The organism is Streptomyces sp. Edi2 (assembly GCF_040253635.1).
Lineage (GTDB): Bacteria > Actinomycetota > Actinomycetes > Streptomycetales > Streptomycetaceae > Streptomyces.
Window position 1 is genome coordinate 8302259 of record NZ_JBEJGX010000003.1, and the last position, 18315, is coordinate 8320573.

Below are 18315 nucleotides of genomic sequence, written 5' to 3' on the forward strand. Positions count from 1 at the left end.
TCCTCTCCTGACCGGCCACAACGGACAGCGCTCCCGGGACGGCGGCGAGCCGGCCCGGCCCGGGCCGGATCATGGTCACCGAGCCGCCACGGAGGCAGTGCCCCAGTTAACTCCCTGCAACGTTGCGAGGTGGTTGCACACGACGGCGGGCCGCGGATCCGTCGGGGAACGCCGGCCTCCCAAGCCCACCGCGGCCGTGCGGCAGGGCGGCGGTACGGATCCGAGTGCCCAGCTCAGGCAACCGCGGTGGGCATCGCAACGTCTCGAACAGCAGATGCGCACGACGAGAGTTGAGCAAGTGGTGACGTTCGGACATTCCCGCGATGCATGCGGTGACGACTGGCCGTTGGTGGGGCGCGAACGCGAGCTCGCCGCCCTCGACGCCGTGGCCGCCGAGGTCCTGTCCGGCCGGTCCCGCGTCGTACAGCTCGAAGGGGCGGCCGGGGTCGGCAAGTCCGTCCTGCTGAGCACCTGGTGGGAGCGGAACAAGCAGTTCCGGGTGCTGCGGGCCCGCTGCCACCCCCTGGAGCGCGAATTCGCCTTCGGCGCGGTGCGACAGCTGTTCAGGCCCCTGCTGGCCGCGGTGTCCGAGACCGACCGCGCCCGTCTGCTGGAAGGCGCCGCGGCGGCCACGCTCCGGGCGCTGGACGACGCCGCCGCCACGGAACCGCTGCCGGAGGCGGCCGATGTGACGGCGTCGACGCTGCGGGGACTCGACGCCCTCGTCTCCCGGCTCTCCCGCCGGCAACCCCTGCTCCTGGCGGTCGACGCCCTGCAGTGGATCGACCAGCCGTCACTGCGGTGGCTCGTGCACTTCGCCGGACGGGCGGACAGCCACCCCGTTCTGATCGCGGTGACCACGCGGAGCGCCGAGGTCAGACGGCTCGATCCGCTGCTCGCCGAGCTCGTCCGTCCCGCGAACTGCCACACCCTCGTGGTGGAGCCCCTGGACATCGCCGGTGTGGGACAGCTGGTGCGGACGCTCTGGGGCGCGGAGGAACCCGATGACGCCTTCTGCGCCGCCGCTCACGCCGCCACGGGCGGGCACCCGCTGTTCGTCCGCGCCCTGCTCCACCAGGCCCGGCGCAGCGGGGTACGGCCGACCGCGCCCTTCCAGGACCGGATCCCCACGGTCATGCTGTCGACGCTCGCGGGGGAGATCTCGCACCGGCTCTGCCAGGCGTCCGGCGAGGTCGTGGAGCTGGCGCGGGCACTGGCCTTCCTGGGCGACCGCAAGCCTCCGGAGCTGCTGGCCGCGTACTGCGGAACGGGCCGGGCGGTGGTGCTCTCCGCCGCACAGGACCTGCGGTCGCTGGGGCTGCTGCGCGCGGACGGCGACCTCCGTTTCACCCATCTGGTCGTCCGCGACACGGTGCTCGGGATGCTGTCGCCCGAGGAACTCGGTGCCGGTCATGCGCGTGCGGCCCAGGTGTCCTGCCTCAGCGGGCGTCCCGACGAGGAAGTCGCGGCCCATCTGCTCGCGGCCGGTCCCGTACACGGCTCCTGGGTCCTGCCGGTGCTGCGCAGAGCGGCCGGTCAGGCCTTACACCGCGGCGCACCCGAAACGGCCGTGACCTATCTGCGCTCCGCCCTGCACCAGCCGCTGGACGACGCCGAGCGCGCCCGCGTGCTCCTGGAACTGGGCACCGCAGCCAGCCATTACGATGCCGCGCTGGCCATCTCCTGTGTCACCGGCGCGCTCGAAGAGCTGACCGACGAAACGGCCCGCAGTGATGCCCTGGGCGTGCTCGCCTACTCGCTGCTCCTCTCCCGCGGCTCCCGTACGGACCTGTCGAATGTGGACCGGAAGATCGCGGTGCTGTGCGACCGGCGCACCGCGGACTCCGGGGCCGCCGACCGTGAACTGGCGCTGCGGATGGGGGCGCTGCGCGCCTGGATGGAGTTCGAGCGGCCCTCCGCCACGAGCCCGGCCCCCGCGCCGTCCCCCGGCACGGACGACGACCTGGCCGACCGCACCGCGGGAGAACGCCAGCTGCTCGCGATCCGCGCCTTCCGAGCCCTGCGCGCCGGCCTGCCCGCCCCGTACATCGCCGGTCTCATCGAGCGCGCTTCCGTCAATCTGCCGGCGTTCTCCCATGATCTGTTCCCGCTGCACTACTTCGTCGCCCAGACACTGCTGTACCTCGACGAGCTCGACACGGCCGACCAGCTCAACCGTCATCTGACCCGGGAGATCTCGGGCCGGGGCATGGAACTGCTCGTCTCCTCCCTGATGCTCTACCAGGCAGGACTGGCGCTGCGCCGAGGCCACATCACCGAAGCGCTCACCACCGCACAGGGCGCCGTTGACCAGGCGTCCTCCACCGGGCGGCTCCCGTACGCACTGACCTTGGACACCCTCAGGATCGACGCCCTCCTCGCACAGGGCCGGACCGAGGCGGCCGACCGGATCGCGGGCACCCATGCCGTGGCCGGGCAGGCGGAAGTGGCGTGGGAGCGGCCCCGCTTCCTCATGAGTCTGGCAGCGCTGCGGATCGCTCAGGGCAATCCGCGGGCCGGGCTCTCGCTGCTCCGCGAGTGCGGCCACCACTGCGAGGCCGCGGGGACCATCAGCCCCGCGATGGCTCCCTGGCGCTCCCGTTCGGTGGCCGCCCATCTCGCCCTGGGGGACACCGCGTCGGCCCGTACGCTGGCCGAGCAGGAGCTCGACCTCGCCCGGCGCTGCCGGATCCCGCGGACCCTCGGGGTGGCGCTGCGGGCGACGGGGCTCGCCACGAGCGGTCCTCGGGGGCTGGACCTGCTGGCCGAGGCCGTCGACGTACTCGGCCCCACCCCCGCCCGCCTCGAACTCGCCCGCGCTTTGCACGACTTCGGGACCGCCCTGCTGCACCGGGACGACAAGCGGGGCGCCAGGAGCGCCTTGCACCGCGGGCTGGACCTGGCCGTGGGGTGCGGTGCCACGGTGCTCACCGCGCGTCTGCAGGAGCGGCTGCACCTCGCCGGCGGGCGGGCCGGCAGAGCCGCCGGGGGCGCGGGGGCCGGGGCGCTGACCGCGGGGGAGGAACGCGTCGGGACCCTGGCGGCGCAGGGATACAGCAACAAACAGATCGCCGAACTGCTCGTCGTGTCGCTGCGGACCGTGGAGACCCATCTGACCGGCGCCTACCGCAAGCTCGGCATCGCGGGGCGCCCGCATCTGGCGGCGGCCATGGCGGCTGCGGACCGGTCCCGCCGGGGGAGCGGCACGGCGGACTCCTGAGGCGCGGTCCCGGGACCCGTGTGCCCGGCCGGACCGGAAAGGCCCCTCACCTTCTGGCGAGGGGTCTTTCGGCATTGCGGGGCAGCCGCCGGCCCTGTGGTCGGCAGCCGCAAAGAGCTGTGGTTCTCGTGGTCCGGTGCCGTGGTGTCCCGTTTCCCGGGGCGTTCCTCGTGGTTACCCCGGTCCTTTTCTCCGGGGTACCGCAGTCTTAGCCGGAACCAATTGATTCGGCCCGCTTCTCATGACTTACTCAGATCTCACGACGTCGCAATTCTTCCGATGTCGCAGGAGAGTTCAAGAGGGAGTGGCAACCGTGAGGTTCAACCATCGAGCCGTATTCGGTCTTCTCGCGGCGGGCGCCGCAAGCCTGTCGGCGGTACTCACCGCCCCCGCCGCACAGGCGGATTCGAGTCACTACATTCAGATCACCAATCACGCCGGAATCCTCGCCAACACCTGCTACAAGTGGCGTGATGTCGAGGGCAAGGACTACTGCCACAACGTCCGTCCGGTGAACACGACCTGGCAGGCGTATTTCCCCGACGGTGCGAGTGGCGCGAAGATCGACCTCAGCACCAGCATCGTGGATTACGCCACGAGGGACAGCGCCGCGGTATTCGACACCAGCAAGAATCACTGCTTCGAAATCACGGGTCTCGCCGACCGGCCCAAGCTCACGGAAACCGGCTGCTGAACGCGGCAATCGAGGGAGCGCCGCCGTCGCGCTGTCCCGTGAACCGGCGTCCACTGCACCGGGTCCCCCCCATTCACAGAGCGAGGAAAACGTTGATCTCCACATCCGCATCCCGCATCGGTATCGCCCTCGGTGCCGTCACCGTGGCGCTTGCCCTGACGACGCCCACGGCATCGGCCGCCGATTCCACCGACATCAACGGCCACACGAACACCTGGCTGCAGGAGGGCAGCCCCTCCGTCACCTATGACAACGGATACCAGGTGAACTCCGCCGACGAAGTCAAGCGCGCCATGGACCAGTGCAAGAACAGCGATGTGTCCTGCACGGCGACGGCCGTGGAGTCCAAGAACGTGACGAAGTGGTTCGACGTGGAAAACACCGCCATGGGCGTGGGACCCATTCAGAACTGCAGTGGAGGGCAGGGGGAAATAAACCAGACCCTCAGCGGGAGCAAGACCTTCACCTGGGGCTGGAACGTCGGCGTCAACGTCGATATCACCCTCGTCAAGGACAAGCTGGGTGTGGGGGCCTCCGCGCAGTACAGCGAGACCAACGCCGAGTCGAAGAGCGGTGACGTCCGGATCACCATCAAGCCGGGGCGGAAGGGGATGCTGAAGCTGGGCCATGACATGGAGCAGCGCGTCTCCGATGTGCGGATCCAGGGCGGCGAGTTCGGCGGCGCGAAGATCACGGGTCTGCGCACCGAGGTGCCCCTCAGCGCGGCCGCGCGGGCGGACACCGACGAGGTCGCGTGTGACGGCGGAAAGCTGATGAACGGCAGCTGAAGCAGCCGGTCTCCCCTCGCCAACTCTCTCTGAAGGAGCACTCCGTGCGGAAAATCAAGAAGTCGGCGGCGTATGGTGCCGCCGCCCTGGGACTCGCGCTGGCCGGCGCCGTTATGACGGCACCGTCCGCCGCCGCGGCCGGCTCGGGCAATTACATCGGGTTCACCAACAACGGCTGGTTCCTGGTCGACACCTGCTACCACTGGCAGGGTTCGTCGACCTCGGATTCGTGCGACTATGCGAAGCCCAAGGGCACCGACTGGCGGGCGGAAATCCCCGCTGACGCCCAGGGCGTCCAGCTCGAGGTGAAGGTGGCGGCCCAGATCGGGGGCGGAAATGTGACGCCGCAGATCACGGACCTCAAGCGCGGCCACTGCTACGAGCTGAGCGGCTACACCTTCGACCCGAAGATCACCGAAAAGACCTGTTAGAGCATCTCCGGATCAGCGAAGCGAAAGGCTTACTCCCGTATGCGCAGCAGAAAGCGTTCCCTGACCTACGGTGCCGCGGCACTCGGACTGGCGCTGGCCGGCGCGGTCCTGTCCGCGCCGGCCGCCGCTGCCGCCTCGGACAACTACATCTCGTTCGAGCACAACGCGGGGTCGCTCATCGACACCTGCTACGAGTGGAAGGGCCCGGCGGGCATAGAAAGCAAGAACTACTGCCAGCACGACCGGCCGATCGGGACCAGCTGGAAGGGGTACTTCCCCGCCGAGGCGACCGGCGTCACGGTCACCGTCTACTGGACGGGCGGCTCCAAGCCCCTGTACATCAACGAGGCCGACAAGAACCACTGTTACAAGCTCGAAGGCACTCTGGTGTCCGGGATCCACGTCCTCGACGTCAACTGCTAGCAAGTCCCCGGGGCCCGTCGGCGCACTCCGCCGGCGGGCCCCGCCGCATGCCCGCGTACCGGCTCGCGGGGTGAGCCGTGTCTCACCCGGGCGGTGCCCACTTGTCTATGCAACAAGTTGCATAGAAGGATTCGGGGCATGGCGCTCGACCACGCGATCCTCGTCTCCCTGCTGGAGAAGCCGGGCTCCGGCTATGAGCTGGCCCGGCGGTTCGACCGGTCCATCGGATACTTCTGGACCGCCACCCACCAGCAGATCTACCGCGTGCTCAAGCGCATGGAGAGCGACGGCTGGATCGATGTCCGCGAGGTGCCCCAACAGGCCCGGCCGGACAAGAAGGAGTACTCCGTCGCCGCCCCGGGCCGGGCCGCGCTCTCCGGGTGGCTCCACGAGCCGATCGAACCCGAGAGCGTCCGGCACGACCTCGCCGTGAAGATCCGCGGCGCGGCGTTCGACGATCCGGCCGCGCTGATTCGTGAGGTCGAGCGCCACCACCGGGCGCACTCCGACCGGCTCGCGCACTATCTCGCGGGGGAGCGGCGGGACTTCACCGGTCCCGAGGCCCCCGCGCCGCCCGACGCCGGGCAAGAGCTCCAGCATGTCGTGCTGCGCGGCGGCATCGCCTACGAGCGGATGACCCTCGCCTGGCTCGACGACGTGCTCGCCACCCTCCACCGGCTCGCCGGCCCGCACCGGGACGGCCCCGAGCGATGAACCGGCGCCGGCGCACCACCCGGCGAACCACCCCCGCCGGCCGCCGGCCCGCCGTCCACCGTCCCGCCGACCCCGGCACGCCCCGGAAGCCTCCCGTCACCACCCGCAACCCCCGCATACAGGAAAGGCGACCATCCATGGCCGACCAGCTGCTGTTCAACCCCCGCACCTACGACCCGGCGCACTTCGACCCCGAGACCCGCAGGCTGCTGCGTGCCACCGTCGCCTGGTTCGAGGACCGCGGCAAGCGCAAGCTGATCGAGGACTACCGCTCCCGCGCCTGGCTGGCGGAGTTCCTTGAGTTCTCCGCCAAGGAAGGGCTGTTCGCCACCTTCCTCACCCCGGCCTCCGCCGCCGACGGGCAGCCCGACAAGCGCTGGGACACCGCCCGGATCGCCGCCCTCAACGAGATATTCGGCTTCTACGGACTCGACTACTGGTACGCCTGGCAGGTCACCATCCTCGGGCTCGGTCCGGTCTGGCAGAGCGACAACGCCACCGTCCGGGCCCGCGCCGCCGAACTGCTCGCCCAGGGCGAGGTGTTCGCCTTCGGCCTGTCCGAGAAGGCCCACGGCGCCGACATCTACTCCACCGACATGCTCCTGGAGCCCGACGGCGACGGCGGCTTCCGTGCCACCGGCTCCAAGTACTACATCGGCAACGGCAATGCCGCCGGACTCGTCTCCGTCTTCGGCCGCCGCACCGACATCGAGGGCCCGGACGGTTACGTCTTCTTCGCCGCCGACAGCCGCCACCCCGCGTACCACCTCGTGAAGAACGTCGTCGACTCCTCCAAGTACGTCAGCGAGTTCCGCCTCGACGACTACCCGGTCGGCGCGGACGACATCCTGCACACCGGACGGGCCGCCTTCGACGCCGCCCTCAACACCGTCAACGTCGGCAAGTTCAACCTCTGCACCGGCGCGATCGGCATCTGCGAGCACGCGATGTACGAGGCGGTCACCCATGCACAGAACCGCATCCTCTACGGCCGTCCCGTCACCGCCTTCCCGCACGTGCGCCGCGAGCTGACCGACGCCTATGTCCGTCTCGTCGGAATGAAGCTCTTCAGCGACCGCGCCGTCGACTACTTCCGCTCCGCCGGGCCCGACGACCGCCGCTACCTTCTCTTCAACCCGATGACGAAGATGAAGGTGACCACCGAGGGCGAGAAGGTCATCGACCTCATGTGGGACGTCATCGCGGCCAAGGGCTTCGAGAAGGACACCTACTTCTCCCAGGCCGCCACCGAGATCCGCGGCCTGCCGAAGCTGGAGGGCACGGTCCACGTCAACCTCGCCCTGATCCTCAAGTTCATGGGCAACCACCTGCTGAACCCGGCCGAGTACGAGGCGGTGCCCACCCGCCTCGACGCGGCCGACGACGCGTTCCTCTTCCGGCAGGGACCGGCCCGCGGCCTGGGCTCCGTCCGCTTCCACGACTGGCGCGCCGCCTTCGACGCCTACGCCGAGGTGTCCAACGTCGCCCGCTTCCGGGAGCAGGCGGACGCCCTGTGCGAGTTCGTCACCACCGCCGCTCCCGGCGAGGACCAGAGCCGCGACCTCGACCTCCTGCTCGCCGTCGGCCAGCTGTTCGCGCTGGTCGTGCACGGCCAGCTGATCCTGGAGCAGGCGCGCCTGACCGGCCTCGACGCCGATGTCCTCGACGAGCTGTTCGCCGTCCTCGTCCGTGACTTCTCCGCGCACGCCGTCGAACTGCACGGCAAGGATTCGGCCACCGCGGCGCAGCAGGAGTGGGCGCTGGGCGCGGTCCGGCGTCCGGTCGTCGACGAGGCCCGCTCGGCGCGCGTCTGGGAGCGTGTCGAGGCACTGGCCGGGGCGTACGAGATGGCGCCGTAACCCACCGTCCGCCTGCGGACCAGCGGGTTCGGCCGATGCCCCCGGGTGTCGGCCGAGCCCGTCGCTGCTGCCACCCGGGCAGCGAAGCCGGTATCCCGTAGGCTCGATGGATGGCGAAATACTTCGATGTGCACCCCGACAACCCCCAGCGGCGCACTATCAGCACCGTGGCCGAGAGCATCCGCTCCGGTGCGCTCATCGCGTACCCGACGGACTCCTGTTTCGCACTGGGATGCCAGCTGGGCAGCCGCGACGGCATCGACCGGATCCGGTCGATCCGCAACCTCGACGACCGTCACCACTTCACCCTGGTGTGCCAGAACTTTGCGCAGCTGGGCCAGTTCGTCCATGTCGACAACGATGTGTTCCGCGCGGTCAAGGCGGCGACGCCCGGCAGCTACACCTTCATCCTGCCCGCGACGAAGGAGGTGCCGCGCCAGCTGATGCACCCCAAGAAGAAGACCGTCGGAGTCCGGATCCCGGACCACGTCGTCACCCAGGCATTGCTCGCGGAGCTGGGTGAACCGCTGCTCTCCAGCACCCTGCTGCTGCCCGACGAGGAAGAGCCGATGACACAAGGCTGGGAGATCAAGGAACGGCTCGACCACGTGGTGGACGCAGTGATCGACTCGGGCGACTGCGGCACCGAGCCGACCACCGTCATCGACTTCTCCGGCGACGGCCTGGAGATCGTCCGCCGGGGAGCCGGCGACCCCGCGCGCTTCGAGTAACGGCCCGGTGAGTTCATGGCCGACGGCGCCGGCCGGGCGCGCGTACACCCCATCGTCCGGCGCCGCTCGACCGGGACGGGGGCCGGGACCGCGAGGACGGGCCCTGCGTATGGGAGGCGCGCCGCCCCGTATGTCAGGTGGTCTTGATCTGGCCGCCGTCGATGACGAATTCGGCACCGGTGATGTTGCCGGCCCGCGGGGAGGCCAGGAAGACCGCGAGGTCGGCCACCTCCTGGGGTTCGGTGATCCGTCCCGTGGAGATGCCCATCTGCTGGGGAACGACCTGGTCCAGGGCCTCCTGCGCCGTGCCGCCCGCCCCGGCCGCGACGGTGTCGGCGAAGGCGCCGGGGGCAGTCCAGAACGGGGTGCGTACGGGACCGGGGGCGATGGCGTTGACGCGGACACCCCGGGGAGCGAACTCCTCCGACAGTGCTTTGGTGAGGTTGCTCAGGGCGGCCTTGGCCGCTGAATAGTCCACCACCATGGGGAACGGCAGCCGGGCATTGACCGAACTGATGGTGACGATCGCGCCCTCGCCATGGGCCAGCAAGTGCGGCAACGACGCACGGCTGGCGCGCACCGCGCTCAGGAACGTCATGGTGAGGGCATGCAGCCAGGCTGCGTCATCGACGTCGAGGAAGCCGGCGCGTGGAGTGGTGGCACCGACGTTGTTGACCAGCACATCGATCCGGCCGTAGCGGTCCGCTGCCGCCCGGACCAGGGCGTCGGCACCGTCGGCGTCGGCCAGATCGACGGGGTGGAAGGTGACGTCGTACCGCTTGCGCAGAGCCGCCAGCTCGGTGGTCTCGGTGCGGCTGCCCACCACCACGCGCGCGCCCTCACGGCCGAGTGCCTCGGTGACGGCCAGGCCGATGCCCTTGCTGCCTCCGGTGACCACGGCGACCTTGTCCGTCAGCTTCAGCTCCACCGGGCACTCCTCCTCCGTCACGCTTCCCAACCGGGCCCATGCGCCTGAACAGCCGCATGGGGCGAGTATCGGTCCCTCGGCTCGGGGCGGTGTCCTCGCCACGCGGCCTGCGCCGCGGGATTCCCCCGCACCACCGCCCGGCCGTACCCGGGTCCCAAGGCCGCCTTGACCGACGAGCGGATCCTGTCCGGCTGACGGTCGTTCACTTCACACATCCAAGACATGTGCTAAGAAACCCCTGGCATTGCATGGCGTGGGGGCGAAGTGATGACTTCATTCGAAGGTTGGCTTGTGGGGCGTGCGGCTGAGTTGGCGGAGCTGTCCAGGCTGGTGGAGTCCACGCTCGCGGGCGAGGGGCGGGCCGCGTTCGTCGTGGCTGAGGCCGGCCTCGGGAAGACCGCGGTGCTCGATCAGGCCGCGGCGGCTGCGGAGCGCAGGGGGCTGCGGGTGCTGCAGGGGAGTGCCCAGGAGCTGGAACAGGCATGTCCGTTCGCCTTCATTTCCAGCTGCTTGAGGCTGGAGGAGTCCCCCTCGGACGCACGGCGGGCCCGGGTCGCCGAGGTGCTGCGTGGCGATGCCCGCTACGGTCTGCCGGGCGCCAAGGGCGAGACGTCCGGGGCGTATGCCGCGACGATCGAGGCGATCATCGGGCTGGTCGAGGACCTGTGCGCACAGGGCCCGCTGGCGCTGTTCCTCGACGACCTCCAGTGGGCGGACCCGTCAAGCCTGGCAGTGCTGTACAAACTGGTGAGTTCGGTGCATCAATTGCCGCTTCTGGTGGTGGGTGCGCACCGGCCCGTGTCCGGAGCCGGGGAAGTCGACCAGCTGTCACGGAGCCCGATCGCCGGCAATCGCACCCTGCTGGAGCTGGCTCCCCTCGATACGGCGGCCGTGGCGGCCCTGCTGGCGGACCTGTGCGGCCGGCCGGCCGGTCCGCGACTGCGCCGCATGGCCGAGGGAGCCGCCGGCAACCCGCTGTACCTCACCGAGTTGATCGCCGCGCTGAGGCGCGAGCACGCCATCGAGACCGGTGAGGCCACGGCCGAGACCGGTGAGGCCACGGCGGACATCGCCGCCGGCTGCTCACTGCCGTCGCTGACCGCGCTGGTGACGCACCGGCTTCGCCATCTGCGCGATGACGTGCTGCAGGTGCTGCGCGTCGCCTCCGTACTGGGCGCCGGTTGCACCACCGCCGAACTCGCAGCGGTGGTGGACCTTCCACTGCGCGACCTGCTGGCCGTCATGGCCGAGGCCGAGGCCGCCGGGGCGCTGAGGGACACCGGCCAACGCCTGCGCTTCCGGCATGAGCTCATCCGGCATGCCGTGTACGACGCCGTGCCGGGGTCGGTCCGGGACATGCTGCACATGAGAGCAGCGCAGTGCCTGGCCGAGGCCGGGGCGGCTCCCGAACGCGTTGCCGAGCATCTCCTCAACGGGCTGCCGAGCCCGGAGTTCCTGCTCACCTGGCTGGAAGGATCCGCGGCACGGCTCACCACGCGGGCACCGGCCATGGCTCTGCGGCTGCTCACCACGGCGCTGGAACTCGGCGACCCCACGGATGCCGGGTACGCCAACCTCCGTCTGCACCACGCCCTTGCGCAGCTCTCCTGCGGTCTCCTCGCCGAGGCGGAGGAGAGTGCCCGCTGCGCCCTGGCCAAGGCGCCTGACCCCGGGTGGGAATGCCTGATGCGCTGGATCGTCATCCAGGCCGCGTTCGCCCGGGGCCGGCCCGACCTGGCGCTGGCGGAGACGCGGGCCGGATACCGGAGCCCGGGCGTACCGGAGATCGAGGCGGTCCGGCTCCAGGCCTTCGGCGCGGTATGTCTCTTCGCACTGGGGGACCTCACCGAAGCCGGCGCGGTCGCCTCACGTGCCCGGCGCGCCGCCGACAAGGCCGGCGACAGCCACGCCCTGGCCGGCGCCCTGCACATACTGGCGGCCAAGCGATTCCTGGAGACGCCCGACTCCGAAGCGGTGGAACTCGCGCGGCAGGCGTCCCGCCTCATGCCCGACTCGATGCACCCGGCGCAGTGGATGGGGCTGCAACTCGCCCTGGTGAACTACTACGTCGATCTCGATCTCGGGGACGACGCCCAGCGGACCCTCGCCGCCATACGCATCCCGGCGGAGCACACCGCAGGGATGTTCCTGCCCTGGTACCACCTGTCCTGCGCGCTCCTCGCGTTTCACACGGGGCGCTGGGACGACGCGCTGGCGGAGATCACCTCAGGTCTTGACTGCGGAGGCCAGGACGCACTGAGCCGGGCGCTGCGGGCGGTGGCGGCGCTGATCGCCGTGCACCGGGGCAGGCGCCCCCTCGCCGAAGCGCATCTGGCCGCTCTGCTGCCCGAGACCGAGAACTCGACGGTCGCAGCCTTCTACGAGTACCTGCCGTTGTGCGCCGGCGTCCTTCTGGACGAGGCGCAGGGCGATGCCCGGCGCGCCTACTCCCGGCTCGCCGAGGCGTTCGACAGCGGCGTCGGCCATCTGCCGGGCCAGCTGATCCTCGGCTTTCTGACACCTGATCTGGTCCGCCTCGCCCTGGCCCGGGGAGACCGTGCGAACGCCCAGCGGTACGCTGCCGCCGCGCAACGACGCGCCGACCACAGCGGTGGCCTCTACCACCTCGGTGACGCCTACCGCTGTCAAGGTCTGCTGAACGGGGACCCTGATCTGCTCATGGAAGCGGTCCGCTGCTACCGCAACGCCCCGCGGCCACTCAATGCGGCACACGCCCTTACGGATGCGGCGGAAATGCTGGCCCGCAGTGGGCAGCTGGACGACGCCCGCGTCCTGCTCGATCAGGCGCTGGACACGTTCACGCAGCTGGGCGCGGTCTGGGACGCCGCCCAGGCGACATCGCGGCTGCGTGCGGTCGCCGTCCGCCGGGGCTCACACCGGACCCGCACCGGCTCTCGTGACGGCTGGGAAGCCCTCACCCACACCGAACGCCTGGTTGCGGAGCACGTGGCCGAAGGGTGTTCCAATCCCGAGATCGCGGCTCGGCTGTCCATCGCCCGAAGCACCGTCAGCACCCATGTGTCCAGCATCCTCAGAAAGCTGGCGATGACCTCACGGGTCGAGATCGCCGCGGAGGTGACCCGCCGGCAGAAATCCGGGCGGTCACCTTCGCAGGACTGATCCCCTCGGCGCTCGACGCGATGTTCCCCGGCTCCCTTCGAGGAGGCCGGGGAACGCTCCGACGGCGTGCCGTCAGATCACGCGGCGCAGCCCACTCGGATCACGAGGGAATGCGCTGCACAGGTCAGCGGTTGTTGACGCACTCCGGAGCGGGGCTGTCGCTCGTGCACAGCACCAGGTCGCTGCTGAGGCTGTCGGTGCCGTCCTTGGCGGGGACGGTGGCGGTGCCGTCGCCGGACCAGGTGTCACCAAGATCGTTGGTGAACGTCCACTTACCCGTCACCGTCTTCATCAGCTGGCCTCGCATCGCCCAGCTGTAGTTGCCCGGCTTCACGGATATCTTGTTCGCGTCGCTCACGGCTTCGGTCTGGGTCCAGGAGTGCTCGTAGCGTGCGGTGAGCGCCGTACTGACCTTGGCCGTGACGAACTCGACGTTGACCCCCACCTCGCTGGTGACGGTGAGGGAGGTGCCCACCGTATTGGTCTGGGACGTGGTCTGCGTCCAGGTGATGGTCCGGTCCCCGGGGTCGGTGCTGTTGTTCCACACGTTGGAGCTGACCCGCTTCAGGTCCCCCACGGAAGCCACGCTGTCGCCGGTGACCTCGTAGTCGCACGACTTGACGGCGCCGGCACTGTTGCTGCACTGCTTCAGGGCGTACGCGGTGGCCAGGTCCGCGAGGGACGGGCCCGTGTACTCCGCGCCGGGGGTCGGACCGATGGTCCACTCCTGGTTGCTGTCACCGTTGCAGCCGTGGGTACCCACGGTGGTGCCGTCGTTACTGCTTCCCCCGAACACATCCATGCACTTGCCGGTGTTGACGTTCCGGATCAGGTAGTAGCCGTCACCACCGCCAGAGGGCTGCAGATACCAATTCTGCTTGCTGTTTTTCTGGTCGCAGTACCTCGGCTCGACGAGGTGGTCGTTGTCGGTGTTGAAGTCGACGCACTTCTGCGTCTTGTCGTTGCGGATCAGGAAACTCCCGTCCCTGTTGGGAAGGATGCTCCAATTCGCTATCGGCGACTTGTTGATGACCATTTCGGTCCCGTAGTCCGGCGAGTCCTTCGCCAGATCCAATGACGGCGCAAGACCGTCGCCCTGGGGCAGGCGCGGCGACAGGGACAGGCCGGTCATGGCGGGGGTTTCCGCGTGAGCCGTTCCGGTCGTGAGCGGAGAGACTGACGTGGCGAGCGTGGCGAAGGCGACCGCGGCAAATGCGGCCATCGTCCGCCGCACCGGTCCGTAGGGGGTCGGCTCGGTGATCATGGCTATTCGGTTCTCCTTGGCAGTTCTTGCCTGGGGGCGGGTTCGGTAACCGGCCCTGCTGCCGCGGCAAACGGCGCCCGGACAGGGGAGGAAGCGCCCCGTGCCCGGCTGTGGTCCCTGCTGCGGCGGTGCCAACGTATGGGGCACGGCGCGGCGTTACATCCGTCAACTGAAGGAGGGCTTGCGCGTGGTGGCGGCGGTGGCAGTGGCCCGGGGCCTATCTGCCCCAGATCTTCCGGTACGCCGCGCGATAGCCGGACGGGTCCCAGGTCGTGGCCCCGCGGCTGTTGCCGGCCGTGGCGATGTGCACGGGGGCGACATAACCGCTGGCGGGTCTGCCCGAGAAGGCGCGGTTGAATTCGTCGAGGATCTGCCAGCCCTGCTGGGAGAAGGGCTCCGGGACGGTGGCCGCCTGGAACTGTCTGCTGTTGATGCGCTGGAAGGCGGACGGGTCGCCGTCGCCCGCGCCGATGTTGAAGGGGATGCCGCCGCCCTTCCGGCCGGCGGCGCGCAGGGCCGGCGCGGCATCGGCGAAGTACACATCGTTGATGGCGACGGAGTGGGTCCAGCGGTCCCCGAAGCGGGAGAGGAGTGCGGAGACCTCCTGGGGCGTGCGGCTGCTGGTGTCCGGGAGCGGGATGTTCTCCTCCTCCAGGAGCCGTACGCCGGAGCAGGTGGCGAGCTGTTTCTTGATCAGTTCGGACTTGTTCCTGGCGAACGGGATCGAGGCATCGGTGAACACGACGACTCCCGCGTGGCCCCGGGAGTGCGTGATGATCCAGTCCGCGCTGACTTTCGCGACATCCTGGACGTTGGTGGTGATGTTGCTGAAGAGTCCGGGGTCCTTGCTCGGGCCGGGGGCATCGACCGCGTGCCAGCCGACGAGCGGGATGTGTTCGGCGGTGGCCGTCGCGACCTGCCGCGACGTCAGGCGTGGGTCGAAGCCGCCGATGACGATGCCGGCGGGCCGGAGGGCGAGGGCCTGGCTGAAGGCCGCCTGGATCCCGGCGGGGGTGCCCTGACCGTCGATCACCCGGACCGGCCAGCCGAGGGTCTTCGCGGCTTGCCGGAGGCCCTCGGCGGCGCCTGCGACACCGGGATTGGTCATGGTCTGCGCGACATAGACGAGGCGTTTGCCGAAGACCGCCCGGGGGCCGCTGGTGGGCCCGTCCCAGGAGGTGTGCGGCTTCTCGGCCCGTGCCACGGCAGCCCGGGCCCGGGCCAGGACGGCGGGACAACCGGTCTTCGCCGGCCCCGGCGAGTAGGGTGCGGCGCCGGTCGAGGCGCCCCGTTCGCAGCCGGCGAGGACAGTGGCCGCCAGAGCCACGACGACTGTGCCGCAAACGGCGGTCTTGCGGTGCGAGTGCACGGGCGCTCCCTGCGGAGGGACGACACGGTGGCGACGGCCGGAGATCACGAGCTGATACGGACCGCGTCATGGCGGGGCCGGGACGGTGGTGTCCGCCGTTGGCGCAGCTGGCGGCGGGCGGCATAGCCGGCCATGCCGACGGCGAGGAGCAGGGTGGCGCCGTTGAACAGCGGGGTGACCCAGAACTGCGCGCCGAGCTGGCCGATACCGGCAAGGCCGATGGCGAGGATGACGACGGCGACCAGGGTGCCCAGGGCGTTCGGGCGTCCTGGTCTGATCGCGGTGGACCCGAGCAGGGCACCGACGAAGGCGGGCAGCAGATAGTCCAGGCCGACGCTGGGGTTGCCGATCCGCTGCTGGGCGGCGAGCAGGACACCGGCGATACCGACGACCAGCCCCGAACCGGCGAACGCGTGGACGACGTAGCGCCGGGTCGGGATGCCCACCAGCTCGGCGGCGCGCGGGTTGGAGCCGATGACGTACAGATAGCGGCCGAGCGGCAGCCGCTCCAGGAGCAGCCACAGCACGGCGGTCAGCGCGAGGACGTAGAAGGCGGATACCGGCAGGCCGAGGAACCTGGAGTCGTAGAGATCGGTGAAGGCCGCCGGCAGGCCCTGCGGGCCGGGAACGATCCGGGCCCCGTTGGTGATCCAACCGGTGAGGGCGTACAGGATGCTGCCGGTGCCCAGCGTGGCGATAAGGGAATTGATCTTCGCGAATTCGACGACGATCCCGTTGAAGACGCCGACGACCGCTCCGCCGACGATTACGGCGAGGCAGGCGAGGGGCCAGGGCCACGCTTCGTTGGCGATCAGCTGCATCGTCATGACGTGCGCCAGGCCGAGACCGTAGCCGAGGGACAGGTCGAACTTGGCGGTGACGATGGGAAGCATGGCGCCGAGCGCGAGGAGGGCGGGGATCGACTGGTTGGACAGGACCTCGGAGATGTTGTCCAGGGTGGGAAAGGTGTCCGGCAGGGCGAGGGAGAAGGCCAGGAAGAGCAGGGCGGCGAAGGCCAGGAGGCCGTAGGCGCCGAGGAAGTGCCCGAACCGGCGGCCCGGCAGGAGGCGGGGGGAGGGGGTCATGGTTCCACCGTCCCGGTGAGCGCGCTCATCGCCGAGGAGGCACGGGCGAGTTCGGAGACCGTGAGAGCCCCGCCGCTCAGCTCCTCCGTCATCACCCCGCGGACGAACACCAGGGCGCGATGGCACACGTGGGCGACCTCCTCGAAGTCGGTGGAGAGGAGCAGGACGGCGAGGCCTCCGGCCAGCGCCTCCCGGAGCAGGCGGTAGATCGCCGTTTTGGCGCCGACGTCCACCCCGGCGGTCGGCTCTTCGAGGATCAGCAGGCGCCGGCTCGTCCTGAGCCCCCGTCCGATCATGACCTTCTGCTGATTCCCACCGGAGAGGGTGGCGATCGGCGCCTCGGTGTCCCGGGGGAAGACCGAGAACCGCTCGATCAGGGCCGCGGCCTCGGCGCGCTCGTGCCGCGGAACGATCCGGCGCCAGGACCGCACACCGCTCGCCCGGGGATTGGCCAGGAAGTTCTCCCGCACCGTCAGCTCGGGTGCGCAGCCCTCTTCCTGACGGTCGCTGGTCACCAGGCCGACACCGGAGCCGACGGCGGCCATGACCGTGTGCGGGGTGTACGGGAGGCCGTCGAGCAGCGCCCGTCCGCCGGTGACCGGCCGGGAGCCGGCGAGGGCACGGCCCAGTTCCATGTGCCCGGCGCCGGTGAGGCCCACCATGCCGAGGATTTCCCCGGCGTGCACCTCCAGGCTGACCGGCGCCGTGTTCTCGGTCCGTACCCGGTCCAGGCGCAGTACGGCCGGACCCGAGGCGGCGGCGAAGCGTAAGCCGGCCGGTTCGTGGCCCACGATGTCGCGCACCAGCCGGGCCGGCCGGTAGCCGGCCACCGGGCCCTGGCTGACGACGCGTCCGTCACGCAGGACGGCGAAGTCATCGGCGACCTCGTACACCTCGTCGATCCGGTGGGTGACATGGACGAGGGCACGGCCCTGGTCGCGCAGGGTGCGCAGGACGTCGAACAGCCGGGCGCAGTCGGCTGCCGGGAGGCTGGCGGTCGGCTCGTCCAGGACGATGACGGCGGCCTGGGTGGACAGCGCGCGGGCGAGGGCCACCAGGGAGCGTTCGGCGCGCGGGAGACCGGCGAGCGGGGCATCCGGATCGAGATGCGCGGCGACGATGTCCAGGGCCGCGGTGCACCGACCGCGGACCCGCCGCCACGACAGCAGACCCGCGCGGCACGGATAGCCGGCCCCCAGGGCAATGTTCTCGGCGACCGTCATCCAGTCGACCAGGCCCAGGTCCTGATGGATGAAGGACAGGGCGCGGGAGGCCGCGTCGGTGCCGAGCGGGTGCCCGTCGACGCGCACCTCGCCCTCGTCCGCGGAGTGGACGCCCGCGAGCACCTTGATGAGCGTGGACTTCCCGGCGCCGTTGGGGCCGAGCAGGGCGAGGATGCGGCCGGAGCGGATGTCGAGGTCGACCGCGTCCAGTGCGAGGGTGCCGCCGAACCGCTTGCACAGGCCGCGTACCCGGACGAGAGGCCGGGGGGCGTCGCGCGGGGGAGGGGTGCTGTCAGGAGCGGCATGCACAGACGTCTCCGGAGGTCGGCCTCATGGTCCTGCCGGGTGCTTCCCGACGGACGGGGCACTGCTGCGGGGCACAGCTACGGGGCACTGCTGCGGGGTGCTTCGTGGTGGTGAGGGTGGCGCGCCCGGGGCCCGGCAA

General features: G+C 70.2%; 14 protein-coding genes. 9 read left to right on the forward strand and 5 right to left on the reverse strand.

Features of this window, described 5'->3' with window-relative positions; translation table 11 throughout:
- Nucleotides 1-298: 298 nt before the first annotated feature.
- The 8 genes from ABR737_RS39665 (at nucleotide 299) to ABR737_RS39700 (ending at nucleotide 8860) form a co-directional block, all read left to right on the forward strand.
- The gene (locus tag ABR737_RS39665) at nucleotides 299-3220 is read left to right on the forward strand and encodes a helix-turn-helix transcriptional regulator (RefSeq protein ID WP_350255995.1); all 2922 of its coding nucleotides are present in this window, start codon (nucleotides 299-301) and stop codon (nucleotides 3218-3220) included.
- A 313-nt stretch (nucleotides 3221-3533) separates the two neighbouring features.
- Nucleotides 3534-3914, forward strand: coding sequence for a hypothetical protein (locus ABR737_RS39670; RefSeq protein ID WP_350255996.1), 381 nt, complete (start codon nucleotides 3534-3536; stop codon nucleotides 3912-3914).
- A 92-nt stretch (nucleotides 3915-4006) separates the two neighbouring features.
- Nucleotides 4007-4702 (forward strand): hypothetical protein, encoded by a 696-nt coding sequence (locus ABR737_RS39675; RefSeq protein WP_350255997.1) that lies wholly within the window; start codon nucleotides 4007-4009, stop codon nucleotides 4700-4702.
- Between the two features lie 44 nt (nucleotides 4703-4746).
- Nucleotides 4747-5133: a hypothetical protein gene (locus ABR737_RS39680; RefSeq protein ID WP_350255998.1), complete on the forward strand. Its 387-nt coding sequence runs from the start codon at nucleotides 4747-4749 to the stop codon at nucleotides 5131-5133.
- A gap of 39 nt (nucleotides 5134-5172) precedes the next feature.
- Nucleotides 5173-5556, forward strand: a complete 384-nt coding sequence (locus tag ABR737_RS39685; RefSeq protein ID WP_350255999.1) for a hypothetical protein — start codon at nucleotides 5173-5175, stop codon at nucleotides 5554-5556.
- A gap of 138 nt (nucleotides 5557-5694) precedes the next feature.
- Nucleotides 5695-6270, forward strand: a complete 576-nt coding sequence (locus tag ABR737_RS39690; RefSeq protein ID WP_350256000.1) for a PadR family transcriptional regulator — start codon at nucleotides 5695-5697, stop codon at nucleotides 6268-6270.
- 137 nt (nucleotides 6271-6407) lie between these two features.
- Nucleotides 6408-8129 carry an acyl-CoA dehydrogenase family protein gene (locus tag ABR737_RS39695; protein ID WP_350256001.1) on the forward strand — a complete coding sequence of 574 codons (1722 nt, stop codon included), beginning with the start codon at nucleotides 6408-6410 and terminating at the stop codon, nucleotides 8127-8129.
- A 110-nt stretch (nucleotides 8130-8239) separates the two neighbouring features.
- Complete coding sequence (locus ABR737_RS39700) at nucleotides 8240-8860, forward strand: L-threonylcarbamoyladenylate synthase (protein WP_328382202.1); 621 nt, start codon at nucleotides 8240-8242, stop codon at nucleotides 8858-8860.
- Nucleotides 8861-8993: 133 nt separating this feature from the next.
- On the opposite strand, the gene ABR737_RS39705 is transcribed toward ABR737_RS39700, so the two are convergent.
- A complete protein-coding gene (locus ABR737_RS39705) occupies nucleotides 8994-9788 on the reverse strand; it encodes an oxidoreductase (protein ID WP_350256002.1) in 795 nt (264 codons plus the stop codon).
- A 291-nt stretch (nucleotides 9789-10079) separates the two neighbouring features.
- Between ABR737_RS39705 and ABR737_RS39710 the strand changes: the two genes are divergently transcribed.
- Nucleotides 10080-12929 (forward strand): helix-turn-helix transcriptional regulator, encoded by a 2850-nt coding sequence (locus ABR737_RS39710; RefSeq protein ID WP_350256003.1) that lies wholly within the window; start codon nucleotides 10080-10082, stop codon nucleotides 12927-12929.
- Between the two features lie 124 nt (nucleotides 12930-13053).
- On the opposite strand, the gene ABR737_RS39715 is transcribed toward ABR737_RS39710, so the two are convergent.
- The 4 genes from ABR737_RS39715 to ABR737_RS39730 all read right to left on the reverse strand — a co-directional run bounded on the left by ABR737_RS39715 (nucleotide 13054) and on the right by ABR737_RS39730 (nucleotide 18179).
- The gene (locus ABR737_RS39715; RefSeq protein WP_350256004.1) at nucleotides 13054-14193 is read right to left on the reverse strand and encodes an RICIN domain-containing protein; all 1140 of its coding nucleotides are present in this window, start codon (nucleotides 14191-14193) and stop codon (nucleotides 13054-13056) included.
- Between the two features lie 217 nt (nucleotides 14194-14410).
- Complete coding sequence (locus tag ABR737_RS39720; RefSeq protein ID WP_350256005.1) at nucleotides 14411-15562, reverse strand: substrate-binding domain-containing protein; 1152 nt, start codon at nucleotides 15560-15562, stop codon at nucleotides 14411-14413.
- 44 nt (nucleotides 15563-15606) lie between these two features.
- Nucleotides 15607-16647, reverse strand: coding sequence for an ABC transporter permease (locus tag ABR737_RS39725; protein ID WP_350256006.1), 1041 nt, complete (start codon nucleotides 16645-16647; stop codon nucleotides 15607-15609).
- Nucleotides 16644-18179 carry a sugar ABC transporter ATP-binding protein gene (locus ABR737_RS39730; RefSeq protein ID WP_350256007.1) on the reverse strand — a complete coding sequence of 512 codons (1536 nt, stop codon included), beginning with the start codon at nucleotides 18177-18179 and terminating at the stop codon, nucleotides 16644-16646. The genes ABR737_RS39725 and ABR737_RS39730 overlap by 4 nt, the downstream gene beginning before the upstream one ends.
- Nucleotides 18180-18315 lie beyond the last annotated feature (136 nt).

Excerpts from the sequence above, each read along its gene's own strand:
- ABR737_RS39685 (WP_350255999.1), top strand. The coding sequence starts at position 5,173 with ATGCGCAGCAGAAAGCGTTCCCTGACCTACGGTGCCGCGGCACTCGGA.
- ABR737_RS39690 (WP_350256000.1), top strand. The coding sequence starts at position 5,695 with ATGGCGCTCGACCACGCGATCCTCGTCTCCCTGCTGGAGAAGCCGGGC.
- ABR737_RS39695 (WP_350256001.1), top strand. The coding sequence starts at position 6,408 with ATGGCCGACCAGCTGCTGTTCAACCCCCGCACCTACGACCCGGCGCAC.
- ABR737_RS39700 (WP_328382202.1), top strand. The coding sequence starts at position 8,240 with ATGGCGAAATACTTCGATGTGCACCCCGACAACCCCCAGCGGCGCACT.
- ABR737_RS39715 (WP_350256004.1), bottom strand. The coding sequence starts at position 14,193 with ATGATCACCGAGCCGACCCCCTACGGACCGGTGCGGCGGACGATGGCC.
- ABR737_RS39725 (WP_350256006.1), bottom strand. The coding sequence starts at position 16,647 with ATGACCCCCTCCCCCCGCCTCCTGCCGGGCCGCCGGTTCGGGCACTTC.